Raw genomic sequence first — 17762 nt, forward strand, 5'->3', positions numbered from 1 at the left:
GTAAATTAGTCCTCATTCAAACTGAATGAGATGGGCTGCTGCATGCGGGTGTTGACGACCCGACCGCCCTTCTTGCCGGGGCGGAATTTCCATTTAGCGACGGCCTGCACCGCGGCGGTTTCGAATTCGCGCTGGGTGGAGCGGACCGCGAAGGGATTGCGGACATCGCCGTTGGTATCGACGATGAACTCGACCAGGACTTCGCCCGTGATACCAGCGCGGCGCATTTCGAACGGATACTGCGGCGGAACGGTGGCGCGGATCTGCGGGATCTGATCGAGCTGATTGATGTTGAAGACCTGGATGCCTTTGCCGAGGCCAGTGGGCCGGTTCTGCGGGATGCTGATTACGCCGACCGCGGGCTTGAGATTCTCGGGCGGAGGCGGCTGCACCTGCTGCACGAAGGAGTCGAGCTGCACGATCTGCGGCACGTCGGTCTGCATCGGCGGGGCGAACTCGACGGGCGCCGCCTCGGCATCGCTGGTGTCAGCGGTTTCCGGCGGCTCGTCGGGCTCGAGCTTCGGCATCTCCATCAGCTGGATCGTCGGAGCTTCCTCCTGGACCATGTGTTTCTTGGTGGGGCGCTTGCTGAGCTCCTCGCTGATCCAAGCCGCACCCCCGTGGAAAGCGATGGAGAGAAGGATGCCAATGATTAAGTCACGACGCATGGAAAGATCCTCGTGGGATTAGCGGCCCGTGGGGCGCACGCGGGTCTCGACGGAGACCTGTTGAATGTCCGCTTTGCGCACCTCGTCCAGTGCCTGGACCGTGATGCCGAACTTGGCCTTGTCGTCGCCGGCGATGAGCACGCGCGGCACCGCGACCTGGGTCTTGTAGTGGGCGAGCCGCGGGCGGATCTCGCTTAGGTTGATCAGCTCCTTGTTCCAGTAGCAGGTGCCTTGGTCGGAGATCTGCAGCGTGACTGTGTCGTCGTCCGATTTGGACGAAGAGGCAGTCGACGCCACGGGCAGGTTCACGGGGACGGACTGAATTTTGTTCAGCGAGAGCGTGAAGAGAACGAAGGTGGCGAGCAGGAAGAAGATGACGTCGATCAGCGGAATGATCTCGATACGTGCCTTCTTCTTTCCTTCTTCAGGTACAACCGATTTGGTAGCAGGTCCGGCCATGGAAGTGAGGATTGGCTGTCAGGTAAGGGCGGGAGGCAACGGGCTCAGCTCGCGCCGGGCGGACGTACGCGCGTCTCGATGAGAACCTTCTGGAAACCGGCCTTGCGCACTTCGTCGAAGACGTAGATCGCCTGGCTGAAGAATGCGTTCTCATCGCCGTTGATCAGAATACGCGCTTCCGGATTCGAGACGTGGAAGGCGCGGAGCCGTTCAAGGAATTCGTCCAGCGTGACGGGGTCCTTGTCCCAGCCCAGCGTGCCCTCCTGGGTCACGGTGATCGTGACGGACTCGCTCGGGTCGCGCGGTTCGCCCGTGCCCGACTGCGGCAGCACGACGCCGCTCAATCCATTCGACTTGTTGAGCGACAGCGTGAAGAGGACGAACGTGGCGAGCAGGAAGAAGATGACGTCGATCAGCGGGATGATCTCGATACGCGCCTTCTTCTTGCCGCCGCTGGTTTTACCGCCTGAGGAACCGGCCATATTGGGAAGAGAGTAGACTGACGAAACGTGCCACCGGACGGGTGGCGTTAGCTGGCGACGGCGTTGCTCTCGGACTTCTTGATCAGGATCTCGAGGGCGTTGGACGCGTCGGCGACTTCGTGCTTCGCCTCTTCGGCGCGGGCGTTGAGATAATTGTAGGGCATCAGCGCGGTGACGGCGATCGCGAGACCGCAGGCCGTCGCGATTAGCGCCTCGGCGACGCCACCGGTGATGTTGGCGGCGGCGCTGCTGATATCACCGGTCATGCTGCCGAACGTACGCATCATGCCCGTAACCGTACCGAGCAGGCCGAGCAGCGGGGCGGCGGTGATGACGGTGTCGAGCGTGGCCATGCCCTGGCCGAAGCGTGCGAGCTCCTGGCCGGAGGCGCGAATGAACGCGTTCGACAGGGAGTATTCGCGATTCGACAGCGTGTAGACGAGGATCTTCGCGACGAAGTCCTTGCTTTGGCGGCCGATCGCGAGCGCGCTTTCGATGTCGCGCTTCTCGACTTGCTCGAGCATCTTCTCGACGACTTCGGGTTCACGATGGCTGTTCTCGCGGAAGATGAACAGCAGTCGCTCCACCACGACCGTGAAGCCGATGAAGGAGACGAGCAAGATGGGCCACATGATCGGACCACCTTTGATGAACAGCTCCATCAGTGTGGCATCACCGAGGAGGAACGCGAGGGGGAGGCTGTGCATAATCATAGGAATAAGAGTCGTGGGCAGTGACTAAGGAAAGCGCGTGACAGGTAGGACAGGGGAGGTAACAGGAGGTTGCCGGACCAAGCGAGATTCGGCCGTCAAAGGGGCATGCAGGACCGGAAGGCGAGCCTAAGCACCGGCGCCTTTTCTGCAAGGGGGGACTGAAATGTCAGCATGAGGCCGCTTAAGAAAGAGGGGGTCTGAACGCGTGAAATTCGAACTAGGGGTCATCGAATCTGGGGTGTCAACTTACTTTCCGGGGTAATCATTTAATGCATAAGAAACACCAAAAAATGATGTCTTACTATCTTGGTGACGCCGGGGTTTCCCTGAAGCGAATTTGCGGGGGTGGGGGGAGTGTGGAAGCTGGCTGCCCGACTAGGACTCGAACCTAGACAAAACGAGTCAGAGTCGTTTGTGCTACCATTACACCATCGGGCAGAAAACTTCGGCAGCGTGCGGTCGGTCCGGCAGGGGGCGTCCACGGACGGAGCTGGAGCCGGCGATGGGATTCGAACCCGCAACCGCCTGTTTACAAAACAGGTGCTCTACCGTTGAGCTACGCCGGCGGGACTGACTCGCAGCGCTCGCTGGGATAAACTGAGAAACAACAAAAGGGACGTTCGCGAATGACTGGGCCGCTCCTTCGTCAAACCTACGGGAGGGCATCCTTCGCATGCATTTCGAGAATGGGCTGGGATCAAACAACCGGAAACCATCAGCTGGCTCTGCCATCCGGAGCTGCGCTGCAGCGAAGGATGGTGGCTCCCCGGGGACTCGAACCCCGAACCAACTGATTAAGAGTCAGCTGCTCTACCATTGAGCTAGGAAGCCAAACAAGGGGCGAAAAACCTCATGAACGGCCCGGGGTTGTCAACAGAGATTTGGCGCCGCCTTGCGCGGGATTACGTTGATTATTTTGGGGGTTGAGGTTGCAGCGCGGCGCGCACCGACACACGCCCGGAGCGAAAGAGAAACCCCGGCGGGCAGGCCGGAGTCTGATCGGTGTATCGCTCATTACAACACTGCATAGGGAGCCTTCCCTTCACTCGTTGCTGGGGAGCGTTGCGCCTCGGAGCGTCACGCCGCCGACCGGCTGGGCCGCGGCGATGCTCTGTCGCAGCTCGGCCCACGCGGGGCGCTCGAAGCGCGAGCGCGCCAGCAGTTCCTGCAGTGGCACGAGCACGAAGGCGCGCTCGAACATCCGCGGGTGGGGGAGCGTGAGCGCGGTGGTGGTCCGCGTTTCGCCTTCGTAGGCGAGCAGATCCAGGTCGAGCGTGCGTGGGCCCCAGCGTACGGTTCGCACGCGGCCGAACTGCTGTTCGAGGGCGAGCAGCTGCTGCAGCAGCTGTTCGGGCGCGAGCGTCGTTTCGACACCGAGTACGAGATTTAGAAACGGCGGCTGATCGACGCCGCCGATCGGTTCCGTCTCGTACAACGCCGAACTCTCCACGTGCGTGATGCCGGGCAGCCCGCGCAGCCGTTCGGTCGCCGCGCGCAAGGTCGCGGCGCGGTCGCCGAGATTGGCGCCCGCACCGACCAACGCCTGCCGTGCTGCGACGCGATGCATGGTTCAACGCGGCGCGAGTTGCGAGCGCTCGCGACGAATTCGCACCGACACGCCGGCGAACTGGAAATCGACCGGCGGCCGTGGCTTCGTGATCTCGACCGTCACCGCGACCAGCAGCGGAAACGCCAGCAGCAATTCGCGGGCGACGCTTTCCGCCAGCGTTTCGATCAGCTTCTTGTGCGTGCCTTCGATGATCTTTCGGACCACGGCCTGCACCGCGCAGTAATCGAGCGTGCGATCGAGCCGGTCGGTTTCGCCCGCGGGCGCGAGCGGCAACTCGAGCTCCAACGTCGCGGAGAAGTGCTGGCTCGTTTCGGTCTCGATTGGCAACACGCCGTGGCGGGCCACGAAATGCAGTTCGCGCAGGATGAGTTTATCCATGATCTGGCGGGGAGAAGTTGAGTCCGGCCTTGATCGCATCCGCCGTTCGGGCGAATCGCACACTTTCGCGCACATCGTGTACGCGGACCATCGCACAGCCCTGTTGAATCGCCCACACGATCGTGGCGCCGCCGGCCTCGCAGCGGTCGTCCACGCCGGTGCCGAGCACGAGCCCGAGCGTGGATTTGCGCGAGGTTCCGACGAGCACCGGAAAACCGAGCGCGACAATCCGGCGCAGCTCGCGCAGCACCTCGAGATTGTGCGCGGGCGTTTTCGCGAACCCGAATCCGGGGTCGAGCCAGAGCTGGTGTGGCGGAATGCCCGCGGCGCAAGCGAGCGCGAGGCTCATTTGTAGATCCAGCAGCATGTCCCCCCAGAAATCGCGATAGTTCCGGTCGAGCCGATTGTGCATCAGAATCACTGGCGCTTTCGTCCGCGCGGCGGCCAGAGCCATCGGCGAGACACGCAATGGGCTGGCGGCGTTTGTAGCCGGGCTCGGCGAGCCCGGTCGGTGCGCTGGCAACCGTTCCCACAACCTTCCGGGGTCAACGACCCCGGCTACATCTCGAGCCGGCTCGCGCCAGCGGGCGCGTTCCTCCGCGGAGAGTCCGAAGGCCAGCCCCCACACATCATTAATAATATCCGCGCCCGCCGCCACGGCCGCTTCGGCGACCTCGGCCTTGTAGGTGTCGATCGAGAGCGGCACGTCGGGCAATGCCTGCCGGACCGCGGTGATCGCCGGCAACACGCGCGCGAGTTCGTCGTCGGCTGAGACCCACGCAGCTCCCGGCCGGGTCGATTCTCCGCCGATGTCGAGCACGTCGGCGCCGCTCGCCATCATCTCCCGGGCGCGCGCCACGACCGCCTCGCGGGTGGGCAGTTGACCGCCGTCGGAAAACGAGTCCGGCGTCACGTTCAACACGCCCATGACGAGCGTCCGCTGGCCGACAGGCGGCAGCGGCCGGCCGTGTGGACTGGCCCAGGACTGCATGGACGCAATGGAGCGTCTGCTCGCAGGGGATTCCAATCCAAAACTCCACATGTCGCGGAATGGACGTGACGTCCGGGCATGCGGCCCGAAGGTTCCGACCGATGAGACCAGCTTCCTCGCTTCCGATTGCCGTGACTCGTTTAGCGGAGGTGCTGCGCTGAGCGGCGAATGTGGGAAAGCAACATGGAGCAGCGGATCACAGCCGAACACTGGCGCGCTTGGGCGAAGGAGGGGTGCACGTTGCTGCCGGTGATGCTGAAAGCGGGCGCGGAGCGATTGCCTGAGACTTGGACGGCGCTGACCCACTCGCCGGCATCCGTCCTGCTCGAGAGCGCGCAGGGCGGCCGATATACCTACGTCTGCGATCAGCCGGCCCGCGTGATCGTGGGCGATGCGACAGCGGCGGAGGTGCGTTCGGGCGATGGGCGCTCCGTCCTGACGCGATATCAGGGCGATCCGCTGCAAGTGCTGACGCAACTCGTGGCCGAGATTCGGACGCCGAGAATTCCGGCGATGCTGCCGATGATCGGGGGACTCATCGGCGTGTTCGGCTACGACTTGATCCACACGTGGGAAAAGCTGCCGTGGATCGCGCGTCGCGATCTCGATCTTCCGCTGTATGCTTTTCTGGAAGCGCGGGAATTGTTCATCTTTGACCACCTCGAACACGTGCTACACGTCGTGGTTTGGACCGACGCGCCGGCGCGAGCGGAGGAATTTCCCGCTGCGTTCGCCTTGGCCGAAGCGCGGGCGGGCGACGCGTTGAGCCGCTGGCGCGATGCGGTCGCTCGGCCACCAATCACCACGAAGCGCAGTCGGGCTGACCGCGCACCGAGCCCGCCGCCCTCGTTCTCCGCGGAAGCGTTTCAAGCGGCGGTGCGGCGGATCAAGGACTACATCGCCGCGGGCGACACGTACCAGGTGAACCTTTCGCTGCGCACCAGCCGCGCGGCGACCGCGCCGGCCGAATGGATCTACGACGCGCTGCGGCGAATCAATCCCTCGCCCTACATGGGGCTGCTCCGACTCCCGGAGTTCGCGCTCGTCTGCGGATCGCCGGAGCTGTTGGTGCGAGCGGTGGACGGCGTCGTCAGCTCACGGCCGATCGCCGGCACGCGACCGCGCGGCGACGTGCCGCCGCAGGACTCGCACTTCTCGGCGGAGTTGTTCGCGAGCGACAAAGAGCGCGCGGAGCATCTCATGCTCGTCGATCTGATCCGCAACGACCTCGGTCGCGTGGCGGACTACGGCAGCGTGCGCGTCGCGGAGTTCATGGCGCTTGAGCGCTACTCGCACGTGATGCATATCGTCTCACAGGTGGAAGCGCGACTGGCGCGCGGCCGATCCTGGGCGGAGGTCCTGCGCGCGATGTTCCCCGGCGGTACGATCACCGGCTGCCCGAAGATCCGGACGATGGAAATCATCGAGGAACTGGAGCCAGTGGGCCGCGGATTCTACACCGGTGCGCTCGGCTGGATCGGCTACAACGGAGCGATGGAAATGAACATCGTGATCCGGTCGATGCTGGTGAAGGACGGCGTGGCGCACGTGCAGGCCGGCGCGGGAATCGTGGCCGATTCGCAGCCCGAGCGCGAACTCGACGAGTCGCTCCGAAAAGCGCAGGCTCTGTGGGTCGCGCTCGAGCAAGCGGGCGCCGAATCCAATGCCTGAAGTTGCCACCCCGCCTCCGCCCGCTCCCGTCTACCTCGACGGCCGGTTAGTTCCCGCTGCGGCCGCTGTGCTGCCCGCGGATGACCACGGCGTGCTGTTCGGGCTTGGGTTCTACGAAACGTTTCGGACGAGTGGGGGCCGGCCGCATCTCTGGAGTTATCACCGGCAACGACTCGGGCTGGCGTGTGCCCGGGCGGGAATTTCCCTGCCGTCCCACGCGCTGGCCAACGATGAGGAGAGATTGCGCGCGGTGGCCGGCGAGATGTTGAAGAGCTTTGGCGTACATGATGCGGTCTTTCGCTACACGATCACAGCGGGCACCAGCAATTCGTCGGCGAGCGGGCTGTCCGGCGACCCGCTCTACGCGGAGCCGCACGAATTGATGACGGTGCGGGCGGCGCCAGCGCCGCCGAACGCCGAAGGGGTCCGGCTGCACGTCCTGAACCTTCGCCGGGACAGTGGGGAATGGCTGCCTCGGCCGAAGAGCATCGCGTGCGCCAACGTGTTGCTCGGCGCTGCCGAATTGCGGCAGCGCGCCGCGGAGCCAGCCGACGAAGGCCTTTTGCTGAACCGCGAGGATCGGTGGGTCATCGAAACGTTGCGGCAAAACGTCGCGTGGATTTCCGACGGTCGACTCTGTTATCCGGACCTGGCGCTGGGTGCGATCGCGGGGACGTGCCTGGCGTGGGTCCTCGAGCTTGGTTGCCCTTCCGCTCCGCGCCGCGCGCACGTCGATGAACTGTTGCAGGCGGACGCCGTGCTCGTGATGAATTCGGTCCGCGGGATCACGCCGGTGCGAGAGATTCGCGGACAGGCGGGAGAGGTGCTGCGCGCGGAGATCGCGTCGCACGAGGATCCATTTGTTACGTCACTATCCCGACAGTGGAGCGAAGCACTGGACGCCACGGCGCGCGGCGCATGAGCGACTACACTGCCGCGACTCGTTACTTGCTCGAGTTGAAGACCCGCGGCGTGGCGCTGGGTCTCGAGCGGATGCGACGCTTCGTCGCATTGCTCGGCGATCCTCACCTCGCCGTGCCTTGCATCCACGTCGCCGGCACGAACGGAAAGGGCTCGGTCGCGGCGATGCTCGAGGCGATCCTGCGCAGCGCGGGCTGGCGCACGGGGCTGTATACGTCGCCGCATCTCGTCCGGCTCGGCGAACGCGTGCAGGTGAATCGCCGGAGTCTCGCCGAGCATGAGATCGCCGGCTACGTCGAGGAACTGCGGCGCGTGGCCGAGGGGATGGAGGCGGAGCAGGGCGCGGAGCGGCGCCCGAGCTATTTCGAGTTCATGACCGCGCTCGCGTTCCTGCATTTTCAACGGAGTGGTTGCGACGTCGCGGTGATCGAGGTGGGCCTCGGCGGCCGGCTGGATGCGACCAATGTGGTCGAACCCGAGGTGAGTGTGATCACGTCGATCGGGCTCGACCACGTCGAGCAGCTGGGGCCGACGCTCCTCGCGATCGCGGGCGAGAAGGCGGGGATCATCAAACGCGGACGTCCGGTGGTGATCGGCCGGTTGTCAGCGGAGGCGGAGCAGGTGATTCGTTCCGTCGCGGCCGAGCAGCACGCGCCGCTCGTGTCGGTGCGTGCGGATTTTGGCGAGGCGATCGAACATTACCCGCGAACCAATTTGCCGGGTCACTATCAGCGTTGGAACGCCGCCACGGCCACACTCGCCGCGTGCGCGTTGCCGGCGCGGTGGCGGATCGACGGCGGCGTGATCGAACGCGCGCTGCAGCAGGTGGACTGGCCGGGCCGATGGCAGCGTTTCGCAGTCGATAGGCGAACTGTCATCCTGGACACGTCGCACAATCCGGAGGGGATGGAGGTGCTCGACAGCAGCCTGGCTCGGCTCGTGGCGGAAACCGGGCGGCAGCCGATCATCGTGGCCGGCGCGCTGGGGCCGGCGCGGGCGCGAGCGTTGTTGCCCGTGGTCTGCCTGCACGCCGCGGAATTGCGGCTGGTCGTTCCGCGACAGTCACGGGCATGCAGCTTTGAGCAACTGGAGAGCTTGGTGCCGGCGGACTTCCGCGGCCGGGTCGAGCGATCCAGCGTGGACGCGCTGTTCCCCGGGCCCGACCAATGCACGGCAGGCGAGCCGGGCGGGGTGGTGGTCGTGACCGGCTCTATCTATCTAGTAGGCGAAGTGCTGGCGCGGCTTGAGCCCGAACGCGGGCCGGACGACGGCCAGCTGCAGGATTTCTGAAAAGAGGGCGGTCGGGTGAAACTTTGCCCTTTACAGTCGAGGGCGGCTTCTCTGTTTTCGACCGCTCTCTCCATGCAAAAGACCAAAAAGTCCATTGCCAAGCGCTTCAAGCTGACCGCTCGCGGTAAGCTCGTGCGCCGCACGCCTGGCTTTCGTCACCTGCTGGCCACCAAGAGCTCGAAGCAAAAGCGTCGGGCCTCGCGGGACAAGCTGGTGGCCGAGGGTCACGCTGCGCCGCTGAAGCGCGCGCTGCCGTTCGGCCTGTAAGCCGTCGCCACGCGTTCACCATAACTTCGCCAGGCGGGTGAATCCCTAAGCCGACCCGCCGGCGACCAACCTACCAAACCAACATGGCTCGTGTCACAAACTCCCCCGCGTCGCGCAAGCGCCGCAAGAAAGTGCTGAAATACGCCAAGGGCTATTTCGGCAGCAAATCGAAGCTCTACCGCTACGCCAAGGAAGCGGTTCAGCACGCCTGGCAGTACGCCTACGACCACCGCCGGAAGAAGAAGTCCGACTTCCGCGCGCTCTGGATCGTCCGGGTGAACGCCGCCTGCCGCAACGCCGGCATCAGCTACAGCCGCTTCATGGAAGGCCTCAAGGCCGCGAATATCGCCCTCGATCGCAAGGTCCTCGCGGATCTCGCGGTGCGCGATGAGGCCGGCTTTAACGTCCTGGTCAAGCAAGCCCAGGACGCGTTGAAGACCAAGGCCGCTTCCGCGAAGAAGGCCTAACTCTCCCAAACGCGAGCCCGGCAAAGGCTCGCCTCCTTGCTGTTTCCCGGAGGACGGGCCTCGACCGAGGCGCCGTCCTTCTTTTTTTGGCTTCGAACAGAAGGAAACCAAGGAAACGAAGCGTGTTTCCCTTGCTTTCCTCTGGGTTTCACCTGCTTCGCCGCGATTCGATCTGATCGTTCCCGCGAAAAAAGCCTTCGTTACCTTCGTTATCTTCTGTTCAGATCCGACCTTCCTCATGCAAGAACAACTTTCCGCCCTGCTCGCCAAAGCGCAGAATGAACTGCCAGCGCTGAAAACACGGCCGGAGTTCGAAGCTGCGAAGGCCCGATTCGTCGGTCCGCACGGTGAACTCACCGCGCTGATGAAGCAGATGGGCACCGTGCCGAAAGAGCAACGGCCCGCCCTCGGCAAGCTCATCAACGAAACCAAGGGGCAGCTGCAGCAACAGCTCGACGCCGCGCTGCGCACGATCGAGGCGGGAGAACTGCAGGCCCAGCTCGGGCCCGCGGTCGATCCCACGCTGCCGTCGCCCGATGCCGGCCCCGGCACGTATCACCCGCTCACGCTTGTGCGCGAGGAGATGTGCCGGATCCTGCGCAAGGTCGGTTTCACCGTGGCTGACGGGCCGGAGGTGGAGACGGAGTTCTACTGCTTCGATGCGTTGAACACGCCGCCGGATCACCCGGCGCGCGACGCCCAGGACACGTTCTATTTTCCCGACAACGCGCGGTTCGGCAACGTGAGCAAGAAGCACGCGCACGAGAAATACCTGCTGCGCACGCACACCTCGTCGGTCCAGATCCGCACGATGCTGAAAGGTGAGCCGCCGATCCGGATCGTCTCGCCGGGCCGCGTCTACCGGCGAGACACGACGGACGCCACGCACTCGGCCAACTTCCACCAGCTCGAGTGCCTCTACGTCGACAAGCACGTCACCGTCCGCGATCTGAAGGCGCTGCTCGACTACATCTTCGCTTCGCTGCTCGGGCCGGACACGAAGACGCGATTCCGGCCGCACTACTTCGGCTACACCGAGCCGAGCTTCGAGGTCGACCTGACCGCGAAGCACCTGCCGAAAGTGAACAAGGAATGGATCGAGATCGGCGGCTGCGGCATGGTCGATCCGGCGGTGTTTGCGGCAGTCGGCTACGATCCGGAGACGTGGACCGGCTACGCGTTCGGCATGGGCCTCGAGCGGCTGGCGATGCTGCTCTACGGCATCGATGACATCCGCTACTTCTACCAGAACGACCTCCGCTTCCTGAAACAGTTCGCGTGAAAAATTGCGGTTGAACAGAAGGCCACGAAGGGAACGAAGCGACCAACGAATGCATCCGCTGTTTCACAAAGCCGACGCGTTAAGTGGCGACGTGATCGGAGCAGCCATCGAGGTCCACCGCGACAAAGGTCCCGGCCTTCTGGAGTCGATCTACGAGCGTTGCTTGATCCACGAGTTGTCGTTACGCGGACATTCCTCCGTAAACCAGAAGCTTGTTCGGATCACCTACAAGGATCTCACCTTTGACGAACCTCTTCGTTTCGACGTGCTGGTGAACGATTGTCTTTTGATCGAAGCGAAGTCGGTTGAAAAAATTCTCCCGATTCACAAGGCGCAACTTCTGAGCTACATGAAGCTGCTCAACGTCCCTGTCGGTCTGCTTATCAATTTCCACGAAGCGGTTCTGAGAAACGGAATCAGCCGCCTCATCCTGCCGGGCTCCAATCTATCATAGCTCTTCGTTTCCTTCGTTCCCTTTTGTTCAAGCTTCCCCGTGAAAATCTCCCTCAACTGGCTTAAGGATTACGTTCAGCTCGACGCGTCCGTCGACGAGATCTGCCGGGCGATCACGTTTCTCGGCTTCGAGGTCGAGCAGGTGCTCCATACCGGTGCGCCGCAGCTGAGCAACGTCGTCGTCGGCGAAATTCTCACGCGCGCGAAGCACCCGAACGCGGACAAGCTTTCCGTGTGCACGGTCGACGTCGGGCCAGCGGGTGGGGTGAAGACCATCGTCTGCGGCGCCCCGAATTGCGACGCCGGCCGACGTGTGCCGGTCGCGCTGCCGGGTGCCGTGCTGCCGGGCAATTTCACGATCAAGCAATCAAAGATTCGTGGACAGTCGTCCGACGGCATGATGTGCGCGCCCGACGAACTCGGGCTCGGCAGCGAGCACGCGGGTTTGCTGATTCTCGACGGTCAGCCGGCGCTCGGCACGCCGATCAACGACGTGCTGCCGCCCGGCGACGTGGTGTTCGATGTCGAGATCACGCCGAACCGGCCCGACTGCCAGTCGCACCTCGGCATCGCGCGCGAGCTGTCCGCCTGGTTCAAGCTGCCGCTGATCTACCCGCAGGAAAAATTCCGCGGCGATCTCACCGACGCCGGTTCGCGTCCCGAACTGCTGCGCAACGTCTCGGTGACTGCGCCGCAGGCGTGCCCGCTTTACACCGCGCACGTCATCACCGGGATCAAGATCGGCCCAAGCCCCGAATGGATGCAGCGCCGGCTCACCGCGGTCGGACTGCGGCCGATCAACAACGTGGTTGATGTGGGCAATTACGTGATGCTCGAGACGGGCCAGCCGCTGCACGCTTTCGATGCGCGCAAGCTCGGTGGCAACGAGATCATCGTGCGACCGGCGGCGGATGGCGAAAAGATCGTCACGCTCGACGGCAAGGAGCGCACCCTCAACCACCGGATGCTCGTGATCGCGGACGCACACAAACCGGTCGTCATTGCCGGCATCATGGGCGGCGAAAATTCGGGCGTGAGCGACGACACGACGGATCTCGTGCTCGAATGCGCGATCTTCAATCGTCAGTCGATCCGCTGGACCTCGCGGCAGCTCGGGCTGTCGTCGGATTCCTCCTACCGCTACGAGCGCGGGGTGGACCCGCACTCGTCGCTCGAAGCCGCGTGGCGCGCGATCGACCTGATCATCGAGACCGCCGGCGGCAAAGTGGTCGGACCGGCCTTCAAGGTCGGCGGCGAAGCGCCGTGGCAGCGCGAGATTGTGGTGACGCACGATTTCATCTGCGAGCAGGTGGGCTTTGACATTCCGGCGGCGGAGATGCGCGCCTCGTTCGAGGCGCTGGAGCTGACGGTCGTCCGCGAGGAGCCGACCGAGCGGCGCGGGCCGGCGTGGACCGTGAACATTCCGAGCTGGCGCGACGATCTCGACCGGCCGATCGATCTGGTGGAGGAAGTCCTGCGCCTCTACGGCACGGAGAAGATTCCCGCGAGCCGGGTCGTAGCGCCCTCGCTCGTCGGCGACGACGCGCCGGTGGTGCGGTTCAATCGCCGCGTGACCGACTACCTCGTCGGACACGACTTCCACGAATGCGTGAACTACACGCTCCGGCCGGCGAAGGAGTTGAAGACGTGGGTTTCGGAGACCGCCGCCGCCGAGCTGGCGCTGGCGAATCCGTTCGTCGAAGACCAGTCGCACCTGCGCCCCACACTGATCATGGGCCTGCTCGACACGCTGAAGCTCAACCAGGCGCGCGGCGTGCCGGTCTCGCGGCTGTGCGAGACAGGCCGGGTATTCATCGAGCGCAACGGCCAGAACTTCGAGTGTGCCGCGGTGGGATTTGTCATCGCCGAAGACGCCGAGCGGCGCTGGCTGAAACGCGAGCCGGCGGATTTCTATACGACGAAGCATCACGTGGCGGCAGTTGCCGCGGCGGCGGGAATCGATCTCGCGCGGCATCAGCCGGTGCCGGTCACCGGTTCGTTCTGCGGCTGGCAGGAAGGTCACTCCGCCTGCGCCGGTCAGATGGAGCACGGTTGGACCGCACGATTCGGGCTATTGAATCTCGCGATGGTCCACGCGTTGGGGATCGAGGGGAAAGTCTACGCGGGCATCTTCGCGATTTTGCCGGAGCGGATCTCCGCGGCGTCGAGCCGCCGCCGCTACGCCGATTTCAGCTTGCTGCCGGCCGCGCTGCGCGATCTCGCGGTCGTGGTGGACGAGTCGACGCCGGCCGAGGAGGTTCGCCAGCAACTCGTGCAACTCGGCCGGAAGGCGACGGGCAGCGCGTTTGGCGTGGAGCAGATCGAGATCTTCGACGTTTATCGCGGGGCTGGTCTGCCGGAGGGCAAGAAGAGCATCGCGTTCTCGCTGGTGTTCCGCGCCGCCGAACGGACGCTCACGGACGACGAGGTGAACGGCGCGTTCCAGAAAATCCAGGACGAGCTGCTGAAGAACGCGTCCTGGCAAATCAGAAAATGAACGATGCGTTGGCAGCGAAGCTGAACTGGGGACGCGACGCCCTCGTCGCGTTTTCCCGAATCGCCGCGACGAGGGCGTCGCGGCTCCATATCTGACACTGACCGAGCCATGGCCACCGACCTCAACATCGATCACGTCGCGAATCTTGCGCGGCTCGCGCTCACGCCGGAGGAGAAGGCGACCTTCGCCCAACAACTCGGCGACGTGCTGCACCACATCGAGCAACTCGCGAAAGTCGACGTCGCCGGCGTCGAGCCGACGGCGCATGCGTTTGCGGTGACGAATGTCTGGGCCGACGACGCGCCGCAACCAGGGTTATCCGTCGAAGCCGCGCTCAAGAACGCCCCGGCGCAGCGCGAGCACATGGTCGTCGTGCCCAAGGTGGTGGAGTGATCTGGAATTGAACAGAAGAGAACGAAGAAAACGAAGCAGCCACCGGCATTCGAACGCTCAGGAGATTCTTGGTTACCTCCGTTTTCTTCTGTAAAACGTATTTCTGAATGTCGCCGGAACTCTGGTATCAGCCTATCACCGAACTCGCGGCCGCTCTCGAGGCGAAGGAACTCTCGTCGAGGGAGCTCATCCAGGCCGTGATCGCACGGACCAAAGCGGTGGAGCCGCGGGTGCATGCGTTCAATTCGTTCGATGAGTCGGACGCGCTGGCTCAGGCCGCGGCGTCGGATGCGCGGCGCGCCGCAGGGCAGGCGAGGGGAACGCTCGATGGCATTCCGATCGGTTTGAAGGACGTGATTGCGGTCGAGGGCCAGCCCCTGACCGCGTCGAGCAAGATGCTCGCGAATTTTGTGTCGCCCTATGATGCGACGGTGACCACGCGGTTGAAAGCCGCCGGCGCGGTGTGCTGGGGCCGGCTGAACATGGACGAGTTCGCGATGGGCTCGTCGACAGAGAACTCCGGTTTCGGCTCGAGCCACAATCCGTGGGATCTCACGCGCGTCCCGGGCGGTTCGTCCGGCGGCAGCGCAGCGGCGCTGGCGGCAGGCGAGGCGATCGCGACGCTCGGTTCCGACACCGGCGGGTCCATCCGTCAACCGGCCGCGCTTTGCGGCGTCGTGGGGATGAAGCCGAGCTATGGGCTCGTCTCGCGCTACGGATTGATCGCGTTTGCGTCCTCGCTCGATCAGATCGGGCCGTTTGGCCGGACGGTCGAAGACGTGGCCACGGTGTTGCAGACGATCTCGGGTCACGACCTCCGCGACTCCACTTCGGTGAAGATCGAAGTTCCCGACTATCGCGCGGAGCTGGCGAAGCGTCGCGGGCCATGGAAGCTCGGAATTCCGAAGGAGTATTTCGGCGAGGGGCTCGATCCGGAAATCGGCGCGGCGGTGGAGCAGGCGATCGCGTTTTACCGGCGGCAAGGCTGCGAGGTGAAAGAGGTCTCGCTGCCGCACACGCGCTACTGCCTCGACACGTATTACATCATCGCGACGGCGGAGGCGTCGTCGAACCTGGCGCGTTACGATGGCATCCGCTACGGGCATCGCTCCAGCAAGGCGAAAGACATTGTTGATCTCTACTTCCAGTCACGCGCCGAAGGATTTGGGCCGGAGGTCAAGCGGCGGATCATCCTCGGCACTTACGTGCTCTCGAGCGGCTACTACGACGCCTACTACTTGCGCGCGCAGAAGGTCCGGACACTGATCCGGCAGGATTTTCTGAAAGCGTACGAGCAGGTCGACGCGTTGATCACGCCGACGTCGCCGGTGCCGGCGTTCAAGATCGGCGAAAAGTCTGATCCACTCGCGATGTATCTGCTCGATGTCTATACGATCGGCGTGAATCTCGCCGGCCTGCCCGGGATCAGCGTGCCGTGTGGTTTCACGAAGAGCGGTCTGCCGATCGGCGTGCAGCTGATCGGGCAGCCGTTCAAGGAAGCTGATCTGCTCGCGATCGCCCACGCCTACGATCGCGCGCACGACTGGAACCGGAAGACCCCCAACCTGTAGGCCCGCCAATCACGCCAATGTGCACGAATACGATGGAAACCATTCGCGTCTTTTCGCGTGATTCGCGGGAGGTCTGTTTCTCGTGATGAACTACGAAGCCGTCATCGGACTGGAAGTCCACGTGCAGGTGAAGACCGCGTCGAAGATGTTCACGCGCGTGGCCGCCGGTTACGGACATGCCCCGAACACGCTCACCGATCCGGTCGTACTCGCGCTCCCCGGCACGCTGCCGGTGATGAACAAGGCCGCGCTCGATGCGATCATCAAGGCGGGCCTGCTGCTCGGCTGCGAGATCGCGCCGGTCTGCAAGTGGGACCGGAAAAACTATTTTTATCCCGACTCGCCCAAAAACTACCAGATCTCGCAGTACGATCAGCCGATCTGCCTCGGCGGCGCAGTTGAGATTGAACTGCCCGGGTCGGCGCGGAACGTCATGGGCGAGCACAAAAAGATCCCGCTCACGCGCATTCACCTCGAGGAGGACGTCGGCAAGCTGAACCACGAGAGCGTCGACTCGCTCGTCGACTACAACCGGGCGGGCACACCGCTGATGGAAATCGTGTCCGAGCCGGCAATCCACTCGGCCGAGGAAGCGTTCGCGTATCTCACCTCGCTGCGGGCGACGATGATTTACGGCGGAATCTCCGACTGCGACATGGAGAAGGGCCAGCTGCGCTGCGACGCGAACATTTCCGTGCGGCCCGTGGGGGAGACGAAGCTCGGCACAAAGGTTGAGTTGAAGAACCTCAACTCGATCTCCTTCGTGCGCGACGGCATCGCCCACGAGATCAAGCGGCAGCTCGCTGTCATCGAGCGCGGCGGCACCATCGTGCAGGAGACGCGCGACTACGATGGTCAGACAGGAACTTCACAGTCGCTGCGCTCGAAAGAAATGGCGCATGACTATCGCTATTTCCCGGATCCGGATCTGATGCCGGTCGTGGTGGACCAGGCGTGGAAAGCGCGAATCCAGACGACGTGTCCGGAACTGCCGTTCGACAAGCAGCGCCGGTTCTTCGAGCAATATCGGCTGCCGTATACATTGACGTCCGTGCTCGTCTGGGATCGGGAGCTGAGCGACTATTTCGAGGAGACGGTGAAGATCGCTGGGGCCGATAAGGCGCAGACGGTCGGGAACTGGATTGTGAACGACCTCTTGCGCGAGATCGGCACCGCGCGGGTGCCGCTGGCCGACGCCAAGGTTCGCCCCGCGCACATCGCCGAACTGGTGAAGCTGATCGACGCCGGCACGATCCTCACGAACGCCGCGAAGGAAATCTTTGTGGAGATGTTCGCGACCGGCGACACGCCGGCGATCATCGCCGACCGCCGCGGGCTCAAGGCTGCGCCGACAGACAGCAATGAGCTCGAGCAATGGTGTCGCGACGCGATCGCCGCGAATGCCAAGGCGGTGGCAGAGTTCAAGGCCGGCAAGGACAGCGCGATCAACGCGTTCAAGGGGCCGGTCATGAAGGCGGCGAAGGGCAAAGCGAATCCGAAGCTCGTCGACGAGACGCTGCGGCGGTTGCTCGCCGCGCTCTAGGGCGGCGAGATCGTTTTGAGCGGGTTCCGTCGCGGCTGCCGCGGGTCGCGAGTTTTACGAGATTTTGCGGTGAAACGGTTGCGCGTTTGCCGCGCGTGCGCACGGGCTCCCAGCATCGTGAACACTGTCCGTGCAAACTCGCGCGC

At 63.9% G+C, this 17762-nt stretch carries 18 protein-coding genes and 3 tRNA genes; 11 read left to right on the forward strand and 10 right to left on the reverse strand.

Annotation, left to right across the window (positions count from 1 at the left end; all coding sequences use genetic code 11):
• Positions 1–5: 5 nt before the first annotated feature.
• The 10 genes from OTER_RS11875 to OTER_RS11920 all read right to left on the reverse strand — a co-directional run bounded on the left by OTER_RS11875 (position 6) and on the right by OTER_RS11920 (position 5261).
• Positions 6–668, reverse strand: a complete 663-nt coding sequence (locus OTER_RS11875) for an energy transducer TonB (protein ID WP_012375163.1) — start codon at positions 666–668, stop codon at positions 6–8.
• 18 nt (positions 669–686) lie between these two features.
• On the reverse strand, positions 687–1127 hold the full coding sequence (locus tag OTER_RS11880) for an ExbD/TolR family protein (protein WP_012375164.1): 441 nt from the start codon (positions 1125–1127) through the stop codon (positions 687–689).
• Positions 1128–1171: 44 nt separating this feature from the next.
• Positions 1172–1609 (reverse strand): ExbD/TolR family protein, encoded by a 438-nt coding sequence (locus OTER_RS11885; protein WP_012375165.1) that lies wholly within the window; start codon positions 1607–1609, stop codon positions 1172–1174.
• Between the two features lie 47 nt (positions 1610–1656).
• Complete coding sequence (locus OTER_RS11890) at positions 1657–2316, reverse strand: MotA/TolQ/ExbB proton channel family protein (protein WP_237702354.1); 660 nt, start codon at positions 2314–2316, stop codon at positions 1657–1659.
• 370 nt (positions 2317–2686) lie between these two features.
• Positions 2687–2760: transfer RNA gene (locus tag OTER_RS11895), tRNA-Gln, on the reverse strand.
• A 53-nt stretch (positions 2761–2813) separates the two neighbouring features.
• Positions 2814–2888, reverse strand: a tRNA-Thr gene (locus OTER_RS11900).
• 190 nt (positions 2889–3078) lie between these two features.
• Positions 3079–3153 (reverse strand) — tRNA-Lys (locus OTER_RS11905).
• 211 nt (positions 3154–3364) lie between these two features.
• A complete protein-coding gene (gene folK / locus OTER_RS11910) occupies positions 3365–3889 on the reverse strand; it encodes a 2-amino-4-hydroxy-6-hydroxymethyldihydropteridine diphosphokinase (RefSeq protein ID WP_012375167.1) in 525 nt (174 codons plus the stop codon).
• A 3-nt stretch (positions 3890–3892) separates the two neighbouring features.
• Positions 3893–4270 carry a dihydroneopterin aldolase gene (gene folB / locus OTER_RS11915; RefSeq protein ID WP_012375168.1) on the reverse strand — a complete coding sequence of 126 codons (378 nt, stop codon included), beginning with the start codon at positions 4268–4270 and terminating at the stop codon, positions 3893–3895.
• Positions 4263–5261, reverse strand: coding sequence for a dihydropteroate synthase (locus OTER_RS11920; protein WP_012375169.1), 999 nt, complete (start codon positions 5259–5261; stop codon positions 4263–4265). The genes folB and OTER_RS11920 overlap by 8 nt, the downstream gene beginning before the upstream one ends.
• Before the next feature lie 168 nt (positions 5262–5429).
• Between OTER_RS11920 and OTER_RS11925 the strand changes: the two genes are divergently transcribed.
• The 11 genes from OTER_RS11925 (at position 5430) to gatB (ending at position 17616) form a co-directional block, all read left to right on the forward strand.
• Positions 5430–6932, forward strand: a complete 1503-nt coding sequence (locus OTER_RS11925) for an anthranilate synthase component I family protein (protein WP_012375170.1) — start codon at positions 5430–5432, stop codon at positions 6930–6932.
• On the forward strand, positions 6925–7854 hold the full coding sequence (locus tag OTER_RS11930; RefSeq protein WP_012375171.1) for an aminotransferase class IV: 930 nt from the start codon (positions 6925–6927) through the stop codon (positions 7852–7854). The genes OTER_RS11925 and OTER_RS11930 overlap by 8 nt, the downstream gene beginning before the upstream one ends.
• The gene (locus tag OTER_RS11935; protein ID WP_012375172.1) at positions 7851–9143 is read left to right on the forward strand and encodes a bifunctional folylpolyglutamate synthase/dihydrofolate synthase; all 1293 of its coding nucleotides are present in this window, start codon (positions 7851–7853) and stop codon (positions 9141–9143) included. The genes OTER_RS11930 and OTER_RS11935 overlap by 4 nt, the downstream gene beginning before the upstream one ends.
• Before the next feature lie 72 nt (positions 9144–9215).
• On the forward strand, positions 9216–9410 hold the full coding sequence (gene rpmI / locus OTER_RS11940; protein WP_012375173.1) for a 50S ribosomal protein L35: 195 nt from the start codon (positions 9216–9218) through the stop codon (positions 9408–9410).
• A gap of 83 nt (positions 9411–9493) precedes the next feature.
• Positions 9494–9877, forward strand: a complete 384-nt coding sequence (rplT, locus tag OTER_RS11945) for a 50S ribosomal protein L20 (RefSeq protein WP_012375174.1) — start codon at positions 9494–9496, stop codon at positions 9875–9877.
• 238 nt (positions 9878–10115) lie between these two features.
• Positions 10116–11159: a phenylalanine--tRNA ligase subunit alpha gene (pheS, locus tag OTER_RS11950; RefSeq protein ID WP_012375175.1), complete on the forward strand. Its 1044-nt coding sequence runs from the start codon at positions 10116–10118 to the stop codon at positions 11157–11159.
• Between the two features lie 49 nt (positions 11160–11208).
• Complete coding sequence (locus tag OTER_RS11955; RefSeq protein ID WP_012375176.1) at positions 11209–11613, forward strand: GxxExxY protein; 405 nt, start codon at positions 11209–11211, stop codon at positions 11611–11613.
• Between the two features lie 39 nt (positions 11614–11652).
• Positions 11653–14109, forward strand: coding sequence for a phenylalanine--tRNA ligase subunit beta (gene pheT / locus OTER_RS11960; RefSeq protein ID WP_012375177.1), 2457 nt, complete (start codon positions 11653–11655; stop codon positions 14107–14109).
• A gap of 108 nt (positions 14110–14217) precedes the next feature.
• Positions 14218–14502, forward strand: coding sequence for an Asp-tRNA(Asn)/Glu-tRNA(Gln) amidotransferase subunit GatC (gatC, locus tag OTER_RS11965; protein WP_012375178.1), 285 nt, complete (start codon positions 14218–14220; stop codon positions 14500–14502).
• A 107-nt stretch (positions 14503–14609) separates the two neighbouring features.
• Positions 14610–16073 (forward strand): Asp-tRNA(Asn)/Glu-tRNA(Gln) amidotransferase subunit GatA, encoded by a 1464-nt coding sequence (gene gatA, locus OTER_RS11970; RefSeq protein ID WP_012375179.1) that lies wholly within the window; start codon positions 14610–14612, stop codon positions 16071–16073.
• Between the two features lie 85 nt (positions 16074–16158).
• Complete coding sequence (gene gatB, locus OTER_RS11975; RefSeq protein WP_012375180.1) at positions 16159–17616, forward strand: Asp-tRNA(Asn)/Glu-tRNA(Gln) amidotransferase subunit GatB; 1458 nt, start codon at positions 16159–16161, stop codon at positions 17614–17616.
• The last annotated feature ends 146 nt before the right edge of the window (positions 17617–17762 follow it).

The organism is Opitutus terrae PB90-1, assembly GCF_000019965.1.
In the GTDB taxonomy this organism is placed as follows: Bacteria; Verrucomicrobiota; Verrucomicrobiia; order Opitutales; family Opitutaceae; genus Opitutus; species Opitutus terrae.